We start from the raw sequence: 17165 nt of genomic DNA, 5'->3' as shown, positions 1-17165 counted from the left end.
TTTCGTGACGCTTTCTGTTGCACAGATCGACCGGGAGACCGACCAGCTCGTCAACGAGTGGCTCACTCTCCCCGAGGTGGCCGACCGCCTGCAGCTCTCGCTCGGGCGGACCAAGCAACTCCTCAAGGACCACAAGCTGCTCGGCGTGCGCCGGGGCAGCGGCGGGCCGCACGTGCCCGCGGTGTTCCTTGACGGAAGGGACGTGATGAAGGGCCTGCCCGGCACGCTGACCGTGCTGCTGGACGCGGGCTATGACGACGCCGAGGCGCTGCGGTGGCTGTTCACCCCGGACGACTCGCTGCCCGGCTCGCCCGTCGAGGCGATCCGCGCGGGCCGCCACACCGAGGTCAAGCGGCGTGCCCAAGCCCTCGCTTTCTGACGCCCGGCTCTACCTCTGCACCGACAGCCGGCGCCGGCGCGGTGACCTGGCCGAGTTCCTCGACGCCGTGCTCGCCAACGGCGTCGACGTCGTCCAGCTCCGTGAGAAGGGCCTGGAGGCGCGGGAGGAGCTCGAGCTGCTGGAGGTCTTCCGCGACGCCTGCGACCGGCACGGCAGGCTGCTGGCCGTCAACGACCGGGCGGACGTGGCCTACGCCGCCCGGCCCGACGTGCTCCACCTGGGGCAGGACGACCTTCCGGTGGGCGTCGCGCGGGAGATACTCGGCGACGACATCCTCATCGGCAGGTCCACCCACTCCACCGCCGAGGCGTCCGCCGCCGCGGTGGAGGAGGGCGTCGACTACTTCTGCTGCGGGCCGACCTGGCCCACCCCGACCAAGCCGGGCCGTCCCGCGCCGGGGCCGTCGCTGCTGCGGCACGCGGCCTCGATCGCCACGGACCGGCCGTGGTTCGCCATCGGCGGCATCGACCTGGACAACCTCGACGAGGTCATGGCGTGCGGGGCGACCCGCGTCGTCGTGGTGCGGGCGATCACCGAGGCCGACGACCCGGGCGCGGCGGCGGCGGAGTTCGCCAAGCGCCTGGCCCGCTGACCCGGTCACGACGCTCCTCCGCGCCCGTGGAAGCGCGGGGGAGGGTCAGGCCTTGCGGGAGGTGGCCGCGACGGCCAGGTCGGCCAGCGCGGAGCGCGCCCCGGCCGTGATCGGCGCCTTGTCCAGGCAGGCCAGCGCCTCCTGCAGGTACGACCCGATCAGGTCCTCGCACTCCCGCAGCGCGCCCGTGTCCTCGATGACCTCCCGCAGCGCCGCCACGCCCCGGTCGTCGAGTTCCGGGTCGCCGAGCAGGCTCCGCACCAGCGCGGCCTGCGTGGGGGTGGCGGCGGCCAGGGTGCGCGCCACGAGCATCGTCCGCTTGCCCTCGCGCAGGTCGTCGCCGGCCGGCTTGCCGGTGGCCGCCGGGTCGCCGAACACGCCGAGGATGTCGTCGCGCATCTGGAACGCGATCCCCACCCGCGTGCCGTACGTGGTGCACAGCTCGTCCATCCACGGCGCCAGCTCGCCCGCCGCCAGGACCAGCCCGAGCCGGAGGGGCTGCTCCACGGAGTACTTGCCGCTCTTGTACAGGGCGACGCGCAGCGCCGACTCGAACGTGTTCTCCCCGTGGGCCTGCTCCAGCAGGTCGAGGTACTGGCCGCACATCAGCTCGGTGCGCATGTGGTCGTGCACCGGCTGCGCCGCCGCGATCGACTCCGGCGGCAGGCCGCTGCCGCGCCACATCTCGCCGGACCAGATCAGCAGCAGGTTGCCCAGCAGGATCGCCGCGCCCACGCCGAACTGCTCGGCCGACCCGTGCCAGCCGGCCCCCGCGTGCATCGTCTCGAACCGGCGGTGCGCCGACGGCATCCCGCGGCGCAGGTCGCTCTTGTCCATCACGTCGTCGTGGACCAGCGCGCTGGCCTGGAGCAGCTCCAGCGACGCCGCGGCCGGGTAGATGCCCGGCTCGTCCGCGCCGCCCGCCCCGCGCCACCCCCAGTAGCAGAACGCGGGACGCAGCCGCTTGCCGCCGGCCAGCAGCTCCTTGGCGGCCAGGCGGAGCGGCTCCAGCTCCGGCGCGCCCGTGAGCGGCAGCTGCCGGTCGACGAACTCCCTCAGGCAACGGTCCACCTGTTCGCGCAAGGTGTCCATGCTCGCGGCCTCAGTGTTCATGCCTTGAGACTAGTGGCCGCCGGGTGGCGCCCGGCTCTCCAGGGACAAGGGTGACCGCTGGTGCGGGCCCCGCCACGGTAACCTTGGGGCATGGCGCTTGGTCGACCTTCCGTCCTGCCCGATCGTGTCCCCACCGTGCGCGAGCTTCTCGCCTCCGGTGGCCGGTCGTTCTCCTTCGAGTTCTTCCCCCCGAAGACCGACGAGGGCGAGCGGCAGCTGTGGCGGGCGATCAGGGAGCTGGAGTCGCTGCGGCCGACGTTCGTGTCCGTGACGTACGGCGCGGGCGGCACCACGCGCGACCGCACGGTCGACATCGTCGAGCGGGTCGCCCACGGCACCACGCTCACGCCGGTGGCCCACTTCACCGCCGTCAACCACTCGGTCCGCGAGCTGCGCCACCTCGTCGGCCGGTTCGCCGACGCGGGGGTGCGCAACATCCTGGCCGTGCGGGGCGACCCGCCCGGCGACCCGACCGGCGAGTGGGTCCGGCATCCCGACGGCGTCGAGTACGCCGAGGACCTGGTGCGGCTCATCCGGCAGGCCGGCGACTTCTGCGTGGGCGTGGCGGCGTTCCCCTACAAGCACCCGCGCTCGCCGTCCATCGAGGCCGACACCGAGTTCTTCGTCCGCAAGTGCCGGGCGGGCGCCGACTACGCGATCACGCAGATGTTCTTCCAGGCGGACGACTACCTGCGGTTGCGCGACCGGGTCGCCGCCCAGGGCTGCGACACGCCGATCATCCCGTGCATCATGCCGGTCACCCAGATGAGCACGATCGCCCGGTCGGAGCAGCTCTCGGGCGCGCCGTTCCCGCCGGAGCTCGCGGCCCGCTTCGAGGCGGTCGCCGACGACCCGGCGGCGGTGCGGCGGCTCGGCATCGAGCACGGGGCCGAGCTGTGCCAGCGGCTGCTCGACGAGGGCGCGCCGGGCATCCACTTCATCACGTTCAACCGGTCGAGCGCCTCGCGCGAGGTCTTCCAGCTCCTGTCACGCCCGGAGCCGGTCGCGGTCTGAGGTCTTCCTGCGCACACGTCGAAGCGCCCGCCCCCTGCCGGGGACGGGCGCTTCGACGTGTGCGTACCGGTGTGCAGGTCGCCTCTCGGCGAGTGGCACAACGCGGCTCCAGCCGAACGGTATTCCGCGAAGGCGATAGATGAGGCCCGGGGACACTGGACACACCGGCCACGTGGAGTAGAACTCCTCCTTCCCGCGGAACATTCCCGCCGCCGCGTACACGTCTGCTGATGCCGGCCGGGGAAGTGGCCGGGTGGGCCCGTCACCCGCCCGCAGGGGGACCCGGCGGGTGACGGTCAGGGGTGGGTGGACGCGCGGTAGAGCGTCCATTACTTTGCGTAGTCATTCATGCCCCAGCGTCACGACCGCCAAACCGGCTGGTCAAGGCTTTACCAGGGGATCCGTCAGGCCAGCGGCAGGGGCCGCCCGGCGATCGCGTACTCTTCGTGACCGCCAGGGAAGACGAACCGGGACAGCAGGTCCGTGAAGCCCATGCTCGCGTACAGGTGGCGGGCGGCGGTGGGCCGGTCATGGGTGGACAGCACGGCCGAGCGCTCCCTGCGCCCCGCGCACAACGTGGTGATCATCGCCCGGCCGATGCCCTTGCCCTGGTGGTCGGGGTGGACGTGGATCTCGGCCAGCTCGAAGGCGTCGCCGAGCCAGGCGTCGGCCACCCGCGCCCCGGCCTTTTCCTCCAGGGCGCGGTGGACCACGTCGTGCCACCACTGGCCGGGCGCGCCGTGGAAGCCGTAGGCGAACCCGACGACCGGCGCGGGGCTCGTGCGGCCGGGCCCCTGGCGGACCGCCGCGTCGCGCAGCTCGGCGAAGTAGCACTGGAAGCGCGGGTACATGCCGTGGTTGCGCATGATGGTGCGGCGGCCCGTGACCTGCTCCGCGGGCGGGCGCATGGCGGCGGTGTAGATGCCGATCACCGTGTCCAGCCGCTCCTCGAACTCGGCCGGCCCCGCCCCGCGAAACTCGATCACGCTGCGCACATTACTCGACGTCGGCCGGTGTGCCCCCGGTGATGCGCACCAGCTCGTCGAAGCTGGTCGGGAACACCGTGTGCGGATGCCCGCCGGCGGCCCACACGACGTCGTGCTTGCTCAGCCAGGTGTCGACGAGGGTGCGGATCGGGGTGGGGTGACCGACGGGGGCGACGCCGCCGATCGGCTGGCCGGTGGCCTGCCGGACGAACTCGGGCGTGGCCCGCCGCACCGACCGGACGCCGGCGGTGCGGGCGACCAGCTCGACGTCCACGCGGTGGGCGCCGCTGGTCATCACGAGCAGGGGCGTGCCGTCGGCGTCGAAGACGAGGCTGTTGGCGATCGCGCCGACCTCGCAGCCGAGCTGGGCGGCGGCGGTGGCGGCGGTGGGCGCCTTCTCCGGCAGGACGATGACCTCGCCCCCGGCGCCGAGCTCGCGCAGGGCGGACTGGACGATGACGGCGTTGGAGGGCAGCCCGGTGGAGCGGGCCGCCAGCTCCGCCGCCGTGGCGGGCGCTGATGGTTCCGGGCGCTGTGCGTCGGACGACTTCTCGGACATGTGGCCACTCTACGAGGATTGACCGTGCCATTACCTGGTCATGGTGGTGGTGTAAGGTCCTTTGATTCAATTGTTGAGCGGAAGAGGTGATTCGGGTGAGGGCACGACGTCTGCCGGGAATGGCGGCTCTCGTCACGGCCGGCGTGGTCGGCCTGACCGGCTTCGGAGCGGGACCCGCGTCCGCCGCCCCCACCGGGGCGCCGGCGATCACCACCCCGGCGATCACCGCCCCGGCCGGGGCCGCCACGACGGTCAAGGCGCCGCGCAAGACGCTGAAGCTGGGCGCGAAGGGCGAGGCCGTCGCGTGGCTCCAGCGCCGCCTGGCCGAGCTGGGCTACCAGCCGGGCAAGGCCGACGGCCGGTACGGCGGGACGACGCTGACGGCCGTGTGGGCGTTCCAGAAGGTCAACGGCATCATCCCCACCAGCACCGTGGCCTCGCGCACCTGGACGGCCCTGGAGAGCCCCAGGGCGCCCAGGGTCCTCGTCCCCAACGGGAAGGCGACCCGCGCCGAGGTCGACCTCACGAAGCAGATCATGGTCCTGTACCTGGCCGGGCGGCCCAAGCTGATCACCCACATCTCGTCGGGCAGCGGCATCGCGTACTGCGAGACCGCGGTGTGGCAGGGCAAGAAGCAGCGCTTCTGCGGCTCGGCCCGCACGCCCACGGGCGACTACAAGACCACCTGGCGCAAGTCCGGCTGGCACACCTCGTACCTGGGCCGGCTGTACAACCCGATCTTCTTCAACGGCGGCATCGCGTTCCACGGGGCGCTGTCGGTGCCGCTGTCCCCGGCCTCGCACGGGTGCGTGCGGATGCCGATGAACGTGGCCGAGGTGCTGCCCGGGATGCTCGGCACAGGCGTGCCGGTGCACGTGCGGGGTGCGTTCCGGCGCGGCTGAGCACGGGACCCGCCGCGCCGGATCTCAGGGGGCCGGGACGGGCGTCTCCAGCGCGCGCCAGAGCGCCTCGGGCACGTCCCGTTCCAGGTCCCGCAGGTTGGCGGTGACCTGGGCCGGCTCGTGCGCGCCCACCAGCACCGAGCGGACCGCCGGGTGCCGGAACGGGAACTGCAGGGCGGCGGCCGTCAGCGGCACGCCGTGCTCGGCGCAGGCCCGGGCGACGGCGCGGACCTCGCCGGCGGCGTCCGGGGGCGGCGTGACCAGCTCGCCCCGGTGCAGCAGCGACGCCGCGACGACCGTGATGCCGCGCTCCAGGCACAGCGGCAGCAGCTCCTCGAAGGCGGAGCGGCGCAGCAGCGTGCACTGGTTCGCGGCGAGCAGGACGTCGGGGTCGGCGTGGCGGACGAAGTCGAGGAGCATGCCCGACTGGTTCATGCCGACGCCGATGGCCCGCACCACGCCCTGCGCCCGCAGGTCGGCCAGGGCGGGATAGGCCTCGTCCAGCGCCTGCGGCCAGTGCCGGTCCGGGTCGTGGATGTAGAGGACGTCCACCCGGTCGAGGCCGAGCCGCTCCAGCGACTCCTCGACGCTGCGCAGCACGCCGTCGCGGCTGAAGTCCCACTCGACGTGCCGGTCGTCGGGCACGGCGAAGGAGCCGTCGTGGCCCGGCCCGGGCCGGACGAGCCGGCCGACCTTCGTGGACAGGACGAACTCCGAGCGGGGCCGCTCACGCAGCGCGCGTCCCATGCGCCGCTCCGACAGGCCCAGCCCGTAGAAGGGGGCCGTGTCGAAGTGGCGCACGCCCGCCTCCCACGCGGTGTCCACGACCGCGCGGGCCTGCTCGTCGGAGATCGGGTGCAGGTAGTTGCCGAGCGGGCCGCCGCCCAGCCCGGCCCGGGGGAGCGCGAGGGGCGGCGTCATGGGACGGGCTCCGGGTGCGACGGGACGGGCTCCAGGTGCAGCCAGGTGGTGACGACCTCCGTGACGGCCTCCAGGTGATGGTCCTCGCCCGGGTCGACGACGAGCACGTCGCCGGCGGCGAAGCCGGACTCCTCCCCGTCCAGGTGGAGCCGGCCGGTGCCGGAGAGGATGAGGAAGATCTCCGGGTCGGGATGCACGTGCCGGCCCTCGTCGTGGCTCACCTTCCCGGGCGGCAGGGTGGACACGCCGCCGGAGGCGACCCGGTAGCCGGGCAGCGAGACGCCGCCGGCCCACTCGGCGAGGGTGCTCCTACGCATCGACGCCCGCCTCCTTGGCGGCCCGGTCGATGGCGGCCAGCTCCTCGCCGGTGAAGTCCAGCCGGTCCACGGCCGCCACGTTGGCCTCCAGCTGCTCGGGGCTGGACGCGCCGACCAGCACGGAGGTGATCCGGGAGTCGCGCAGCGCCCAGGCGAGCGCGAGCTGGGCGACGCTCTGACCGCGCGCGGCGGCCAGCTCGCCGAGCGCGCGGACGAACGTCAGCACCTCGGGGGTGACCTTGTCGGCCGTCAGGAACCGCCCCTCGGCGGCGCGGGAGTCCGCGGGGATGCCGTCGAGGTAGCGGTCGGTCAGCAGCCCCTGCGCCAGTGGCGAGTACACCACGCAGCCGACGCCCTGCTCCTCCAGCACGCCCAGCAGCGACCGCTCGATGCCGCGGTTGAGCAGCGAGTACGGCGGCTGGTGGACCAGCAGCGGCGTGCCGAGGCCGCGCATCAGCTCGGCGGCCGCGGCCGTGCGCTCGGGGGAGAAGTTGGACACGCCGGCGTACAGGGCGCGGCCGGTGCGGACCATGTGGTCCAGCGTCGCCACCTGCTCCTCCAGCGGCGTCCCGTCGTCGCGGTGGAGGTAGAAGATGTCGACGAAGTCGAGGCCGAGCCGCTCCAGCGACCGGTCGAGCGTGGCCAGCAGGTGCTTGCGGCTGTTGCCCTTGCCGTACGGGCCGTCCCACATGGGGTTGCTGCCCTTGGTGGTGACGACGATCTCGTCGCGCAGCCCGCGCAGGTCGCGCCGGTGGATCTCGCCGAACGCCGACTCGGCGGCCCCCAGCGGCGGGCCGTACCTGTCGGCGATGTCGAAGTGGGTGATGCCCAGGTCGAGGGCCTTGCGGATGATGGCCCGCTGCCCGTCGAGGGCCCTGCCGTCACCGAAGTTGTGCCACAGGCCGAGGGACACGGCCGGGAGCAGCAGCCCGCTGCGGCCGCAGCGGCGGTACGGCTGGCGTTCGTAGTTCAAGACTCACCTTCCCGCGATGCCGGTCAGCGTGACGCCCTTGATGAACGTCTTCTGCGCGACGAAGAACAGGACGACGATGGGCAGCATCGCGACGATCGCCACCGCCATCATCTGGTTGTACTGCGTGGCGTACTGCCCCGAGAACATCGCCAGTCCCAGCGGGATGGTGAACTTCTCGGTGGTCCGCAGGTAGATCACCGACTCAAGGTACTGGTTCCAGTTCCCGACGAACGAGAACAGCATGATGGCGGCCAGCGCCGGCTTCGACAGCGGCAGCATGACCTTCCACAGGATCCGCCACTCGCCCGCGCCGTCGATGCGCGCCGCGTCGATGAGCTCCTGCGGGATCGTGGTGAAGAACTGGCGCAGCAGGAAGATGTACAGGGCCACCCCGAAGAACTCGGGCACGATCAGCGGCAGGTACGTGTCCACCCAGCCCAGCTTGGCGAACAGGATGTACTTCGGCACGAGCGTGATCTCCCGCGGGATCATCATCGTGCCCAGCATGAGCGCGAACAGGAACGACCCCAGCCGCGCCCGCATCCGGGCGAAGGCGTAGGCGGGCAGGACGCAGGAGATCAGGTTGCCGGCCATCGACAGGGCCGTGATGATCACGCTGTTGACGAGGAACCGGGTGAACGGCAGGGTGCCGGTCCAGCCCTTGAGGTAGTTGTCCCAGTTGAAGGCGTCGGGCAGGAACTGCGGCGGGAAGGCCAGGTTCTCCGCGTCCGACTTCAGGGACGTCGTGACCATCCACAGGAACGGCAGCAGGAACACGCCGGTGGCGGCGACGAGCAGCACGTACGCGCCCGCGCGCCGGCTGCGCCTGATCCGCTCCGCCTGCCGGGCGGTCATCGGCCGCCCGGCGGCGCGGCGCCGGGTCGTGGGGTGCTCGATGGTGGAGTGCATGGGCCTCACCCGGCGAACTCGTAGTGGACCCAGCGCCTGGCCAGCCCGAACTGGACGAGGGTGACTGCGATGACGATGAGGAACATCGCCCACGACAGCGCGGCGGCGTAGCCCATGTCGAAGAACACGAACGCCTGCCGGTAGATGTAGAGGCCGAGCACCATGGTCGCGTTGGCGGGGCCGCCCTCGGTCATGATGAGGATCAGCGTGTACGCCTGGATGCTGGCGATGAAGCCGGTGACGACGTTGAAGAAGATGACCGGCGACATCATCGGCACGGTGACGCTCCAGAACCTCCGCCACCAGCCGGCGCCGTCGATCTCGGCGGCCTCGTACAGCGTGGCCGGGATGCCCTGGAGGCCGGCCAGGTAGATGACGATGGTGTTGCCCGCCCCCCAGACGCTCATGAGGATCAGCGCGGGCATCGCCCACTCGGTGGAGCCGAGCCACGGCGGGCCCTCGACGCCGATCAGGGCGAGCAGTTTGTTGATCAGCCCGTAGTCGGGGTGCAGGATGTTCAGCCACAGCAGGGCCGTGGCCACGCCCGACACCACCGACGGCAGGTACATCACGGTCCGGAACAGGCCCTGGAACCGCAGCGGCTGGTTGAGCAGCAGCGCCAGCCCGAAGGTGAACAGCACGCCGAGCGACACGGCGCCCACGCCGTAGTAGAAGGTGTTGCCGACGGCGTCCCAGAACTCCGGGTCGGCGGCCATCTTCTCGTAGTTGGCCAGGCCCGCCCAGGTGGGGCTGCTCAGCAGGTTCCAGTCGGTGAAGCTGATCGCGATCGAGGCCAGGATCGGCCCGCCGCCGAAGAGCACGAAGCCGATCAGCCAGGGCGAGACGAACAGGTGGAAGCGCCGTGCCTCGCGGCGCGCCAGGGAGGAGCGGGCGCGCCGCGAGTGCCGGGCGGCGATGGCACTCATGCGATCTTGTTCTCCGCGAGCAGCGGGGTGACCTTCTCGGTGATCTCCTTGAGTCCGCTCGCCAGGTCCGTCTTGCCGATCATGACGCGCTCCCAGATGGGCTTGGCCGTCTCGACGACCTTCTTGTTGGCGGGCAGCTTGAGCACGCCGTCGCTGGTGCCGTACTCCTTCATGGCGTTCTTGACGACCTCGACGACGTCCTCGGGGATGCCGAGCGCCTCGGCGTTCGGCTCCCAGGCCGACTGGCGGGCGGGGGCGCTGATGCGGCGGAACTGCTGGCCGGCGGCCGACAGGTACTCGTTGAGGTAGATCCAGGCGGCGTCCTTCTGCGGCGACCTGGCGTACATCGCGAGGGCGCTGCCGATGACCGGGGTGAAGCGGCCCTCGGGGCCCTTCGGGATGGGGACCGTGCCCCACCGGAACGCCTTCTGCTTGGCCAGCTCGGTCAGGCTCCAGGCGCCGTTGATGGACATCGCGGCGTGGCCCACCTTGAACGGCTCGACCTTCTCCAGCACCTGGTTCAGCTCGGCCAGGCTGGGCACGGCCTTGTCCCTGAGCAGGTCCAGCCACATGCCCAGGACCTTCTGGGCGGCCGGCTCGGCGATCAGGCAGGCCGACTCGTCCTCGTTGAGGAAGCGCCCGCCGTACTGGGCCAGGCAGCGCGGCGTGATGTCCGGCTCGGGTAACAGCATCGGGGTCAGGCCGTAGATCTTCTCGGCGCCGGTGCCGCTGGTGAGCCTGCGGGCCACCTCCATCATCTTCTCGACCGTCCACGACTCGTCCGGGTACTTCTCACCGGCCTTGTCGAAGACGTCCTTGTTGAAGTACAGCAGCTTGGGGGCCATGTCGGTGGGCAGGCCGTACAGCTTGCCGTCGCGCTCGTAGAAGCCGAGCGCCTTGACCGGCAGGTCGTCCTTGTCGAACGCGGGTGTCCTGGCGATGTAGGGGTCGAGCGGCTCGAAGACGTCGTTGGCGATGAAGTTCTGCGCCCAGCTGTAGTGCGTGTAGATGACGTCCGGCATGGAGCCGCCGGCGGCCTGCGCCATGTACTTGGTGAGGTAGGCGTCGAACGGCGAGGTCTCACGCTTGATCTCGATGTTCGGGTGCCGTTTCCTGAAGAAGAAGTCGAACTGGGCGTTGCGCACCTCGGCGATGACGTCCGCGGTGATGGCGACCGTGATGGTCACCTTGGACGCCGGGTCGGGGACGTCCGTCTTCGGCCAGGTCAGCGAGTTGTCAAGCTGCTCGGCCTCCTCGTACGGCCAGGTGTCGTTGCCGGGGCGGTCCGGGTCCAGCGTGGGCACACCCGACTTCGTCGGCGCGGCGGCCTGCCGTTGCTGCCGCGTGTCGCCCGCGCAGGCGGAGAGCACGGGCACGGCCGCTGCCGCCACCGCGAGGGCCAGCATCTGGCGACGGTTCATCTCCATGGGGGTGGGCCTTTCACAGGAAGAGCTCGATCACCGGCACCGCCACGTCCGGGCGCTGGACCGGGAGCTGCAGGGGCAGGGTGCCGGGCGGCAGCGCGCCCAGCCTGGTGTGCCCGCTGTCCCGCGCCGGGTCCGGGATCAGGGTCCGGATCTCCGAGGCGTCGTGGAGGAACTGCGCGTAGCGCACGCGGGGGCCGTCCGGGCCGGCCAGCCCCGGCAGGTGCAGGTGCCGGTACGGCCAGGCGAACAGGTGCACGTAGAGCCGGTCGCCGCGCTGGGTGTACCGGCAGTCCGGCGGCGCCTCGAACGGGCTCGGGCCGGCGCCGTAGACGGAGCGGCCGTGCAGCCGCGTCCACTCCCCGATGCCGCGCAGGGTCTCCAGCGAGCGCGGGTCGAACGCGCCGCGCCCGTTCGGGCCGACGTTCAGCAGCAGGTTGCCGTCCTTGGAGACGGTGTCGACGAGCATGCGCACGAGCAGGTCGACGGGCTTGTGGTCGAGGTTGTCCCGGTCGTAGCCCCAGCTGCCGTTGAGCGTCTGGCACGCCTCCCACACCTGCGCGGGCGGCGCGGTCGGCTGGTACTGCTCCGGCGTGGTGAAGTCGCCGGGGATCTCCAGCCGGTCGTTGATCAGGATGCCGGGCTGGAGCTTGCGGACGAGCGAGGCCAGCTCCTCGGACCTCCAGTCGGCCGCGCCCTTGCCGCCGGGGGTGGGCCTGCCGTTCACCACTCTCTTGGCGTACGAGAAGTCGAACCACATCGTGTCGATGCGGCCGTACCGGGTCAGCAGCTCTTCGACCTGGCCATGCAAATAGGTCTGGTACTCCTCGATATTTCGGTCATTATTGGACACATCGTCGGACCATGAAGGATGAATCCCGTCGATCGGGAACTGGGGGTGGTGCCAGTCGATGAGCGAGTGGTAGAAACCCACCCCGAGCCCGCGGCCCCGGAAGGCGTCGACGATCGGGCCGACGAGATCCCTGCCGTACGGCGTGCCCGCCACCGAGTAGTCCGTCAGCGCCGAGGGCCACAGGCAGAAGCCGTCGTGGTGCTTGGTCGTCAGCACCATGTACCTCATCCCCGCCCCGGCGGCGGCGTCGGCCCAGGCGTCCGGGTCGAACAGGTCGGGGTCGAAATGGTCGAAGTAGCGCTGGTACTGCTCGTCCGTGAGGCGCTCGCGCTGCTTGACCCACTCGTGGCGGGCGGCGAGCGCGTACAGCCCCCAATGGATGAACAACCCGAACCGTTGCTCCCGGAACTCGGCCAACCGAGCGGGAGAGGTCCGATGACTTGCCGGGTTCGAGGGGCCACCTTCGCCGAGTCCGTGGGGCATGGCCGTACCGTAGACCTGGTAATTAACTTCGTCAAGAATTGAATTGAGAGCGCTTGCAACCTAAGCTCAGGCCCACTGTGAGGAGCGCCGTGGGCCGAAGCTCGGGAGTCACGACCGGCCTGGCGGGCCGAGGGCGAGCGTCGCTCACTCCTCCTATCTCTTTGCGGAGGGCCTGGTGCCGAAGTGGACGCTCAGTGACGACGACATCGAGGTGGCGGTGGCCCTGTCCGCCGCCGGCGAGCTGACGCTGGAGGTCCGCCACGCCGGGCGCGTCGTGGTGGAGCCGTCCCGGCTCGGCCTGCGGGCCGCCCACGCCGACCTCACCGAGGGCCTGCTGTTCGGCGGGCTGACGGCGCGGCGGGTCGAGGAGCCGTACATCACGGTGACCGGCAAGCGGCGCGCGCACCACTACGTCGCCCAGGAGTGGACGCTGACGTTCACCAGGGCGGGCGAGCGGCTGGACCTGCTGGTGCGCATCGGCGGCGGCGGCGTCGCCTACCGGTACGCGGTGCCGTGGAGCGGGCCGGTGACCGTGTGCGAGGAGATCTCCGAGTACGTCGTGCCGGCGCACGCGCGGGCCGTGCTGCTGCCCTACGAGAACGGGCGCAGCGACTACGAGGAGATCCACCGCCACACCACCGCGGGGGAGGCCGAGCGGATCCTCTACGGCTACCCGTCGCTGTTCCAGGTGGACGGCACGTGGCTGCTGCTCACCGAGTCCGACCTCGACAGCGGTTACGCCGGCTCGCGGCTGCGCTTCGACGGCCGCGCCTACCGGCTCGACCTGCCCGACCCGTACGTCACCGCCGCCAGCCCGCTCGTCACCCCATGGCGCGCCATGGTCGTCGGCGACCTCGCCGCCGTCGTCGAGAGCGACCTCGTCACCAGCCTCGCCGCGCCCTCCCGGGTCGAGGACACCTCCTGGATCAGGCCCGGCGCCGCGGCCTGGTCGTGGTGGTCCGACCCACCCTCCACGCGCGACCCGGAGGAGCAGCGCCGCTGGGTGGACTTCGCCGCCGGGAACGGCTGGCCGTACGTGCTGGCCGACGCCGGCTGGCACAAGGACTGGATGCCCGAGCTCATCGCGTACGCCCGGGACAAAGGCGTCGGCGTCTGGCTCTGGTCGCACTGGCAGCACGTCGACACCGAGCTGGAGCACCGGGAGAAGCTCGCCCTGTGGAAGGAGTGGGGCGCCGTCGGCGTGAAGATCGACTTCACCGAGTCCGACGGGCAGGACCGGATGCGCTGGTTCGACTCCATCCTCGCCGCCACCGCCCGGCTGCGGCTCATGGTGGTCTTCCACGGGGGCACGATCCCGCGCGGCACCGAGCGCACCTGGCCGCACTTCATGACCGCCGAGGCCGTCAAGGGCGCCGAGTGGATCAAGCCCAGGCCCGGCAAGCGGCCGCTCTACCCGGCCACCCACTACCTGTCGCTCGCCTTCACCCGCAACGTGCAGGGTCCCATGGACTTCACGCCCTGCACGTTCACCGCGGTCCGCGACATCTCCGCCGGGTTCGAGCTCGCGCTGTCGGTGATCTTCGAGTCGGGGATCCAGCACTTCGCCGACGGCATCGACTCCTACCGGCGGCGGCCCGAGGCGCTGCGCCTGCTGTCGGAGGTGCCCGTCGCCTGGGACGAGACCCGGCTGGTCAGCGGCGACCCCGCCGACCACGTGGTGCTCGCCCGCCGCAGCGGAGAGGAGTGGTACGTCGGCGCGGGAACGGCCGGCGAACCACGCACGATCACCGTGCCGCTCGCCTTCCTGGACGAGACCGCCGGGGACCAGACCGCGGGGAGCCGGACCGCCGGGGACCGGACCTTCGGGGAGCGGTCCGCCGCGGGGCGGGGGGAGTGGACGGCCGAGATCTGGCGCGACGCGTCCGGCGACCAGGGCGCCGGGCCGGAGCCGCCGGACGACCGGATCGTCACCGAGACCGTGACCGTCACCGCCGGGGGCAAGCTCGACCTGCCGGTCGCCCGCAACGGGGGATTCACCGTCCGCCTGCGCCGTCAGGCGCCCGACCTCGACAAGGTGATCAACCAGTGACAAAGCGACACGGCCTGCGGCCGGCCGGGGTTCTGTCCGCCATCGCGCTGATCGCGACGGCCACCCCGGCGGCCGCGGCCGCCCCCTCTCCCTCTCCCTCAGCCTCTCCCTCAGCCTCGGCCGAGAGCGCCCGGCCCCAGCGCTGGGAGCAGCGCTGGAGCCCCAGCCCGTCCCGGGACGGCCTCAAGGCGTTCGAGGCGCTGGAGGACGACCGGCGGGGCTCCCATCCCGAAGGCCAGCCGCACATCACCGTCCAGCGCGACGCCTGGCGCTTCGACGCGCACCTGGCGGACCGCGACGGCTCCGACCGCATGCGCAACGAGGTGCGCGGCATGCGCGACCACGACGGCCGGCCGCTGGAGATCCGCGAGGACGAGGTCTGGCGGATCACCTACCAGATGTACATCCCGGACACCCTCGACGCGACCACGAGCTTCAGCCACATCTGGCAGCTCAAGTTCTCCGACGTGGGCACCCCGGTGGCGCAGATCTCGCTGCCCGTCGTGAACGGAGTGCAGAAGATCCAGGCCCGCTACTGGACCCAGGACGACCAGGCCCACGAGGTCGCCTCGGCCGACCTGGAGCCCCTGCAGAACCGGTGGATCACCACCACGCTGGAGCTCAAGGCCGGCCACCAGGGCTACCTGCGCTGGGTGCTCCAGGACGGCCGGCGGACGGTCGCCGACCAGCGGGCCGACGGCATCGACCTGTGGTGGACCCGGGAGCAGTACGGGCGGCCCAAGTGGGGGATCTACCGCAGCATCAAGAGCGCCGGGCTGCAGGAGACGTACCTGCTGGTGCGCGACCTGAAGGCGTGGCAGCTCGGCCCGGCGACCCCGCCGGTCGCCCTGCCGGCCCCCGACCGGAGCCCCGGCGCGTACGAGGCCGAGCGGGTCGGCAACGTCTGGGAGGGCGCGGCCGAGCCCGCCTACTGCGCCGTCTGCTCCGGCGGGCGCAAGGTGCTGCTCATCGGCGGCAACATCTACGACTACGCCGTGGTCAAGGGGGTGCTGGCCGACACGGCCGGGGTCCGGCAGATGACGGTGCACGCGCTGGTGGACGGCTCCCAGTCGTTCCGGGTCAGCGTCAACGGGGCCGACTCGTTCGAGGTGCCGATGACCGGCGCCAAGGACACGGTCACCACCACGACGGTGCCGGTGACCCTGGTGGCCGGGGTGAACACCATCCGGTTCTTCCACCACACCGCCCGCGCCCCCGAGCTCGACAAGATCGTCATCAGGTAGGACGGTTACGGCCCGCGCCACCACGTCTGCGCGGCGCGGGCCGTGACCCTAGCCCGTCTCCCCGAGCCGTACGGGCAGCCGGGCGTCCACCTCGATCTCGATGCGCATGCGCGGGTCGGCCAGCCCGCAGACGAGCATGGTCGCGGCCGGCCGCACCTCGCCGAAGCACTCCCGCAGGACCGGCCAGCACGGCTCGAAGTCCTCCCGCTCCGGCAGCAGGTAACGCACCCGTACGACGTCGGCGAACGTGCAGCCCGCCTCGGCCAGCGCCGCCCCGATGTTGCGCAGGCACTGCCGGGCCTGCTCCACCACGTCCTCGGGGATGGTCATGGCCGCGTAGTCGAACCCGGTGGTGCCGGACACGTGCACCCGGTCGCCGTCCACCACCGCGCGGGCGTACCCGATGCGCTCCTCGAAGACGGACCCACTCATGATCGCGCGTCGCTCTGTCACGTCTGAGAACCGTAGGCCACCAGCGGTGATACGTCCAAGACGACTCCTGTCATGATGTGATATCCCTGCGCCTATGGACCGGCCCGAGCTCGCGCTGCACCAGCTCCACGCCTTCGCCGTGCTCGCGGAGGAGCTGCACTTCGGCCGGGCGGCCGAACGGCTCGGCATCGCGCAGCCGCCGCTCAGCCAGCAGATCAGGCGGCTGGAGCGCAGGGTCGGTCATGCGCTGTTCGACCGGGGGCCCGGCGGCGTCACGCTGACGCCCGCCGGGCACGAGCTGCTGCCGTCCGCCCGGCGCGCCCTCGGCGAGATCGCCGGCGGCCTCGACGCGGCCCGCCGCGCCGGCAGGGGGGAGACGGGCCGCCTCCGGATCGGCTTCGCGGCCACCCTCGCGCTCACCGTGCTGCCGCGCATCCTGCGGGCGTACCGCGACGGGCATCCGGGCGTGGAGGTGGAGATCCGTGAGATGACCACGGCGCCGCAGGTGGCGGCCCTGCGCGACGGCTCGCTCGACGTGGGGCTGCTGCGCGAGCCGCCCGAGGCCGACGGCCTGGTGGCCGAGCCGATCCTGTCGGAGGGGTTCGTGGCGGTGCTGCCGTCCGGGCATCCCCTGGCCGCCCGGCGGGCCGTGCCGGTGGCGGCGCTGGCGGGCGAGCCGTTCGTGCTGCCGCCGCGCGAGGCGGCGCCCACGGTCCACGACCGGATCGCCGGGCTGTGCCGTGCGGCGGGCTTCGAGCCGCGGGCCGGGCAGCGCGCGGTGGAGTGGCAGACGGTCTGCGCGCTCGTGGGCGCGGGCCTGGGGGTGTCGCTCGCCCCGGCGAGCGTCCGGGGGATCCGGCTCGCGGGCGTCACGTACCGGGGGATCAGCCCGCGCGGGGCGCGTACGACGGTCGCCGCCTGCCACCGCCGCGACGACCCGAACCCGCTGCTGGCCCGCTTCCTCCACACGGCGCGCACCCAGACATAACGCCCGGATAACCAGATGAGGTGACGGTCCGGTTAGCGGGCTTTTGCTGAACTCCCTGCTCTGAGCTCGGGAAACCCCG

At 71.8% G+C, this 17165-nt stretch carries 18 protein-coding genes; 7 read left to right on the top strand and 11 right to left on the bottom strand.

Translation table 11 applies throughout. The features are described from left to right. Positions 1-4: 4 nt before the first annotated feature. On the top strand, positions 5-379 hold the full coding sequence (locus tag ACIBG4_RS03430) for an Rv2175c family DNA-binding protein (protein WP_310714270.1): 375 nt from the start codon (positions 5-7) through the stop codon (positions 377-379). Beyond that, the gene (thiE, locus tag ACIBG4_RS03425) at positions 357-992 is read left to right on the top strand and encodes a thiamine phosphate synthase (protein WP_397200470.1); all 636 of its coding nucleotides are present in this window, start codon (positions 357-359) and stop codon (positions 990-992) included. The genes ACIBG4_RS03430 and thiE overlap by 23 nt, the downstream gene beginning before the upstream one ends. Before the next feature lie 45 nt (positions 993-1037). Here the strand turns inward: thiE and ACIBG4_RS03420 are convergent, their stop codons facing one another. After that, on the bottom strand, positions 1038-2105 hold the full coding sequence (locus ACIBG4_RS03420) for a polyprenyl synthetase family protein (protein WP_397200469.1): 1068 nt from the start codon (positions 2103-2105) through the stop codon (positions 1038-1040). A gap of 90 nt (positions 2106-2195) precedes the next feature. On the opposite strand from ACIBG4_RS03420, the gene metF reads away from it, so the two are divergent. Beyond that, a complete protein-coding gene (metF, locus tag ACIBG4_RS03415) occupies positions 2196-3119 on the top strand; it encodes a methylenetetrahydrofolate reductase [NAD(P)H] (protein ID WP_397200468.1) in 924 nt (307 codons plus the stop codon). A 404-nt stretch (positions 3120-3523) separates the two neighbouring features. On the opposite strand, the gene ACIBG4_RS03410 is transcribed toward metF, so the two are convergent. Next, positions 3524-4105, bottom strand: a complete 582-nt coding sequence (locus ACIBG4_RS03410) for a GNAT family N-acetyltransferase (protein ID WP_397200467.1) — start codon at positions 4103-4105, stop codon at positions 3524-3526. 10 nt (positions 4106-4115) lie between these two features. Further along, entirely contained in the window at positions 4116-4664 is a 549-nt protein-coding gene (locus tag ACIBG4_RS03405) for a YbaK/EbsC family protein (protein WP_310714282.1), read from the bottom strand. 95 nt (positions 4665-4759) lie between these two features. Here ACIBG4_RS03405 and ACIBG4_RS03400 point away from each other — a divergent pair, with 95 nt between their 5' ends. Next, complete coding sequence (locus ACIBG4_RS03400) at positions 4760-5566, top strand: peptidoglycan-binding protein (RefSeq protein WP_397200466.1); 807 nt, start codon at positions 4760-4762, stop codon at positions 5564-5566. Positions 5567-5590: 24 nt separating this feature from the next. On the opposite strand, the gene ACIBG4_RS03395 is transcribed toward ACIBG4_RS03400, so the two are convergent. Genes ACIBG4_RS03395 through ACIBG4_RS03365 form a run of 7 tightly spaced genes read right to left on the bottom strand, consistent with a single transcriptional unit; the run spans position 5591 to position 12306 of the window. Further along, positions 5591-6487 (bottom strand): aldo/keto reductase, encoded by an 897-nt coding sequence (locus ACIBG4_RS03395; RefSeq protein ID WP_397200465.1) that lies wholly within the window; start codon positions 6485-6487, stop codon positions 5591-5593. Next, positions 6484-6804, bottom strand: coding sequence for a cupin domain-containing protein (locus tag ACIBG4_RS03390; RefSeq protein WP_397200464.1), 321 nt, complete (start codon positions 6802-6804; stop codon positions 6484-6486). The genes ACIBG4_RS03395 and ACIBG4_RS03390 overlap by 4 nt, the downstream gene beginning before the upstream one ends. Next, positions 6797-7777, bottom strand: a complete 981-nt coding sequence (locus ACIBG4_RS03385; protein WP_355442035.1) for an aldo/keto reductase — start codon at positions 7775-7777, stop codon at positions 6797-6799. Before ACIBG4_RS03385 ends, ACIBG4_RS03390 begins: the two co-directional genes overlap by 8 nt. 3 nt (positions 7778-7780) lie before the next feature. Continuing rightward, positions 7781-8686: a carbohydrate ABC transporter permease gene (locus ACIBG4_RS03380; RefSeq protein ID WP_397200463.1), complete on the bottom strand. Its 906-nt coding sequence runs from the start codon at positions 8684-8686 to the stop codon at positions 7781-7783. 5 nt (positions 8687-8691) lie between these two features. After that, positions 8692-9612, bottom strand: coding sequence for a carbohydrate ABC transporter permease (locus ACIBG4_RS03375; protein ID WP_397200462.1), 921 nt, complete (start codon positions 9610-9612; stop codon positions 8692-8694). Then, the gene (locus ACIBG4_RS03370) at positions 9609-11033 is read right to left on the bottom strand and encodes an ABC transporter substrate-binding protein (protein WP_397200461.1); all 1425 of its coding nucleotides are present in this window, start codon (positions 11031-11033) and stop codon (positions 9609-9611) included. Before ACIBG4_RS03370 ends, ACIBG4_RS03375 begins: the two co-directional genes overlap by 4 nt. 19 nt (positions 11034-11052) lie before the next feature. Beyond that, entirely contained in the window at positions 11053-12306 is a 1254-nt protein-coding gene (locus tag ACIBG4_RS03365) for an alpha-L-fucosidase (RefSeq protein ID WP_397200460.1), read from the bottom strand. Between the two features lie 241 nt (positions 12307-12547). Between ACIBG4_RS03365 and ACIBG4_RS03360 the strand changes: the two genes are divergently transcribed. After that, the gene (locus ACIBG4_RS03360) at positions 12548-14422 is read left to right on the top strand and encodes a glycoside hydrolase family 97 catalytic domain-containing protein (RefSeq protein WP_397200459.1); all 1875 of its coding nucleotides are present in this window, start codon (positions 12548-12550) and stop codon (positions 14420-14422) included. After that, entirely contained in the window at positions 14419-15666 is a 1248-nt protein-coding gene (locus ACIBG4_RS03355) for a hypothetical protein (RefSeq protein ID WP_397200458.1), read from the top strand. The genes ACIBG4_RS03360 and ACIBG4_RS03355 overlap by 4 nt, the downstream gene beginning before the upstream one ends. Positions 15667-15714: 48 nt before the next feature. Here ACIBG4_RS03355 and ACIBG4_RS03350 read toward each other — a convergent pair whose 3' ends face one another. Continuing rightward, on the bottom strand, positions 15715-16119 hold the full coding sequence (locus tag ACIBG4_RS03350) for a RidA family protein (RefSeq protein ID WP_397200457.1): 405 nt from the start codon (positions 16117-16119) through the stop codon (positions 15715-15717). A 73-nt stretch (positions 16120-16192) separates the two neighbouring features. Here ACIBG4_RS03350 and ACIBG4_RS03345 point away from each other — a divergent pair, with 73 nt between their 5' ends. Further along, positions 16193-17086 (top strand): LysR family transcriptional regulator, encoded by an 894-nt coding sequence (locus ACIBG4_RS03345; RefSeq protein ID WP_310714303.1) that lies wholly within the window; start codon positions 16193-16195, stop codon positions 17084-17086. Positions 17087-17165: the final 79 nt, after the last annotated feature.

Origin of the sequence: Nonomuraea sp. NPDC050383, assembly GCF_044459125.1 — a bacterium.
Classification (GTDB): domain Bacteria; phylum Actinomycetota; class Actinomycetes; order Streptosporangiales; family Streptosporangiaceae; genus Nonomuraea.
This window is presented reverse-complemented; position numbering and strand designations above follow the sequence as displayed.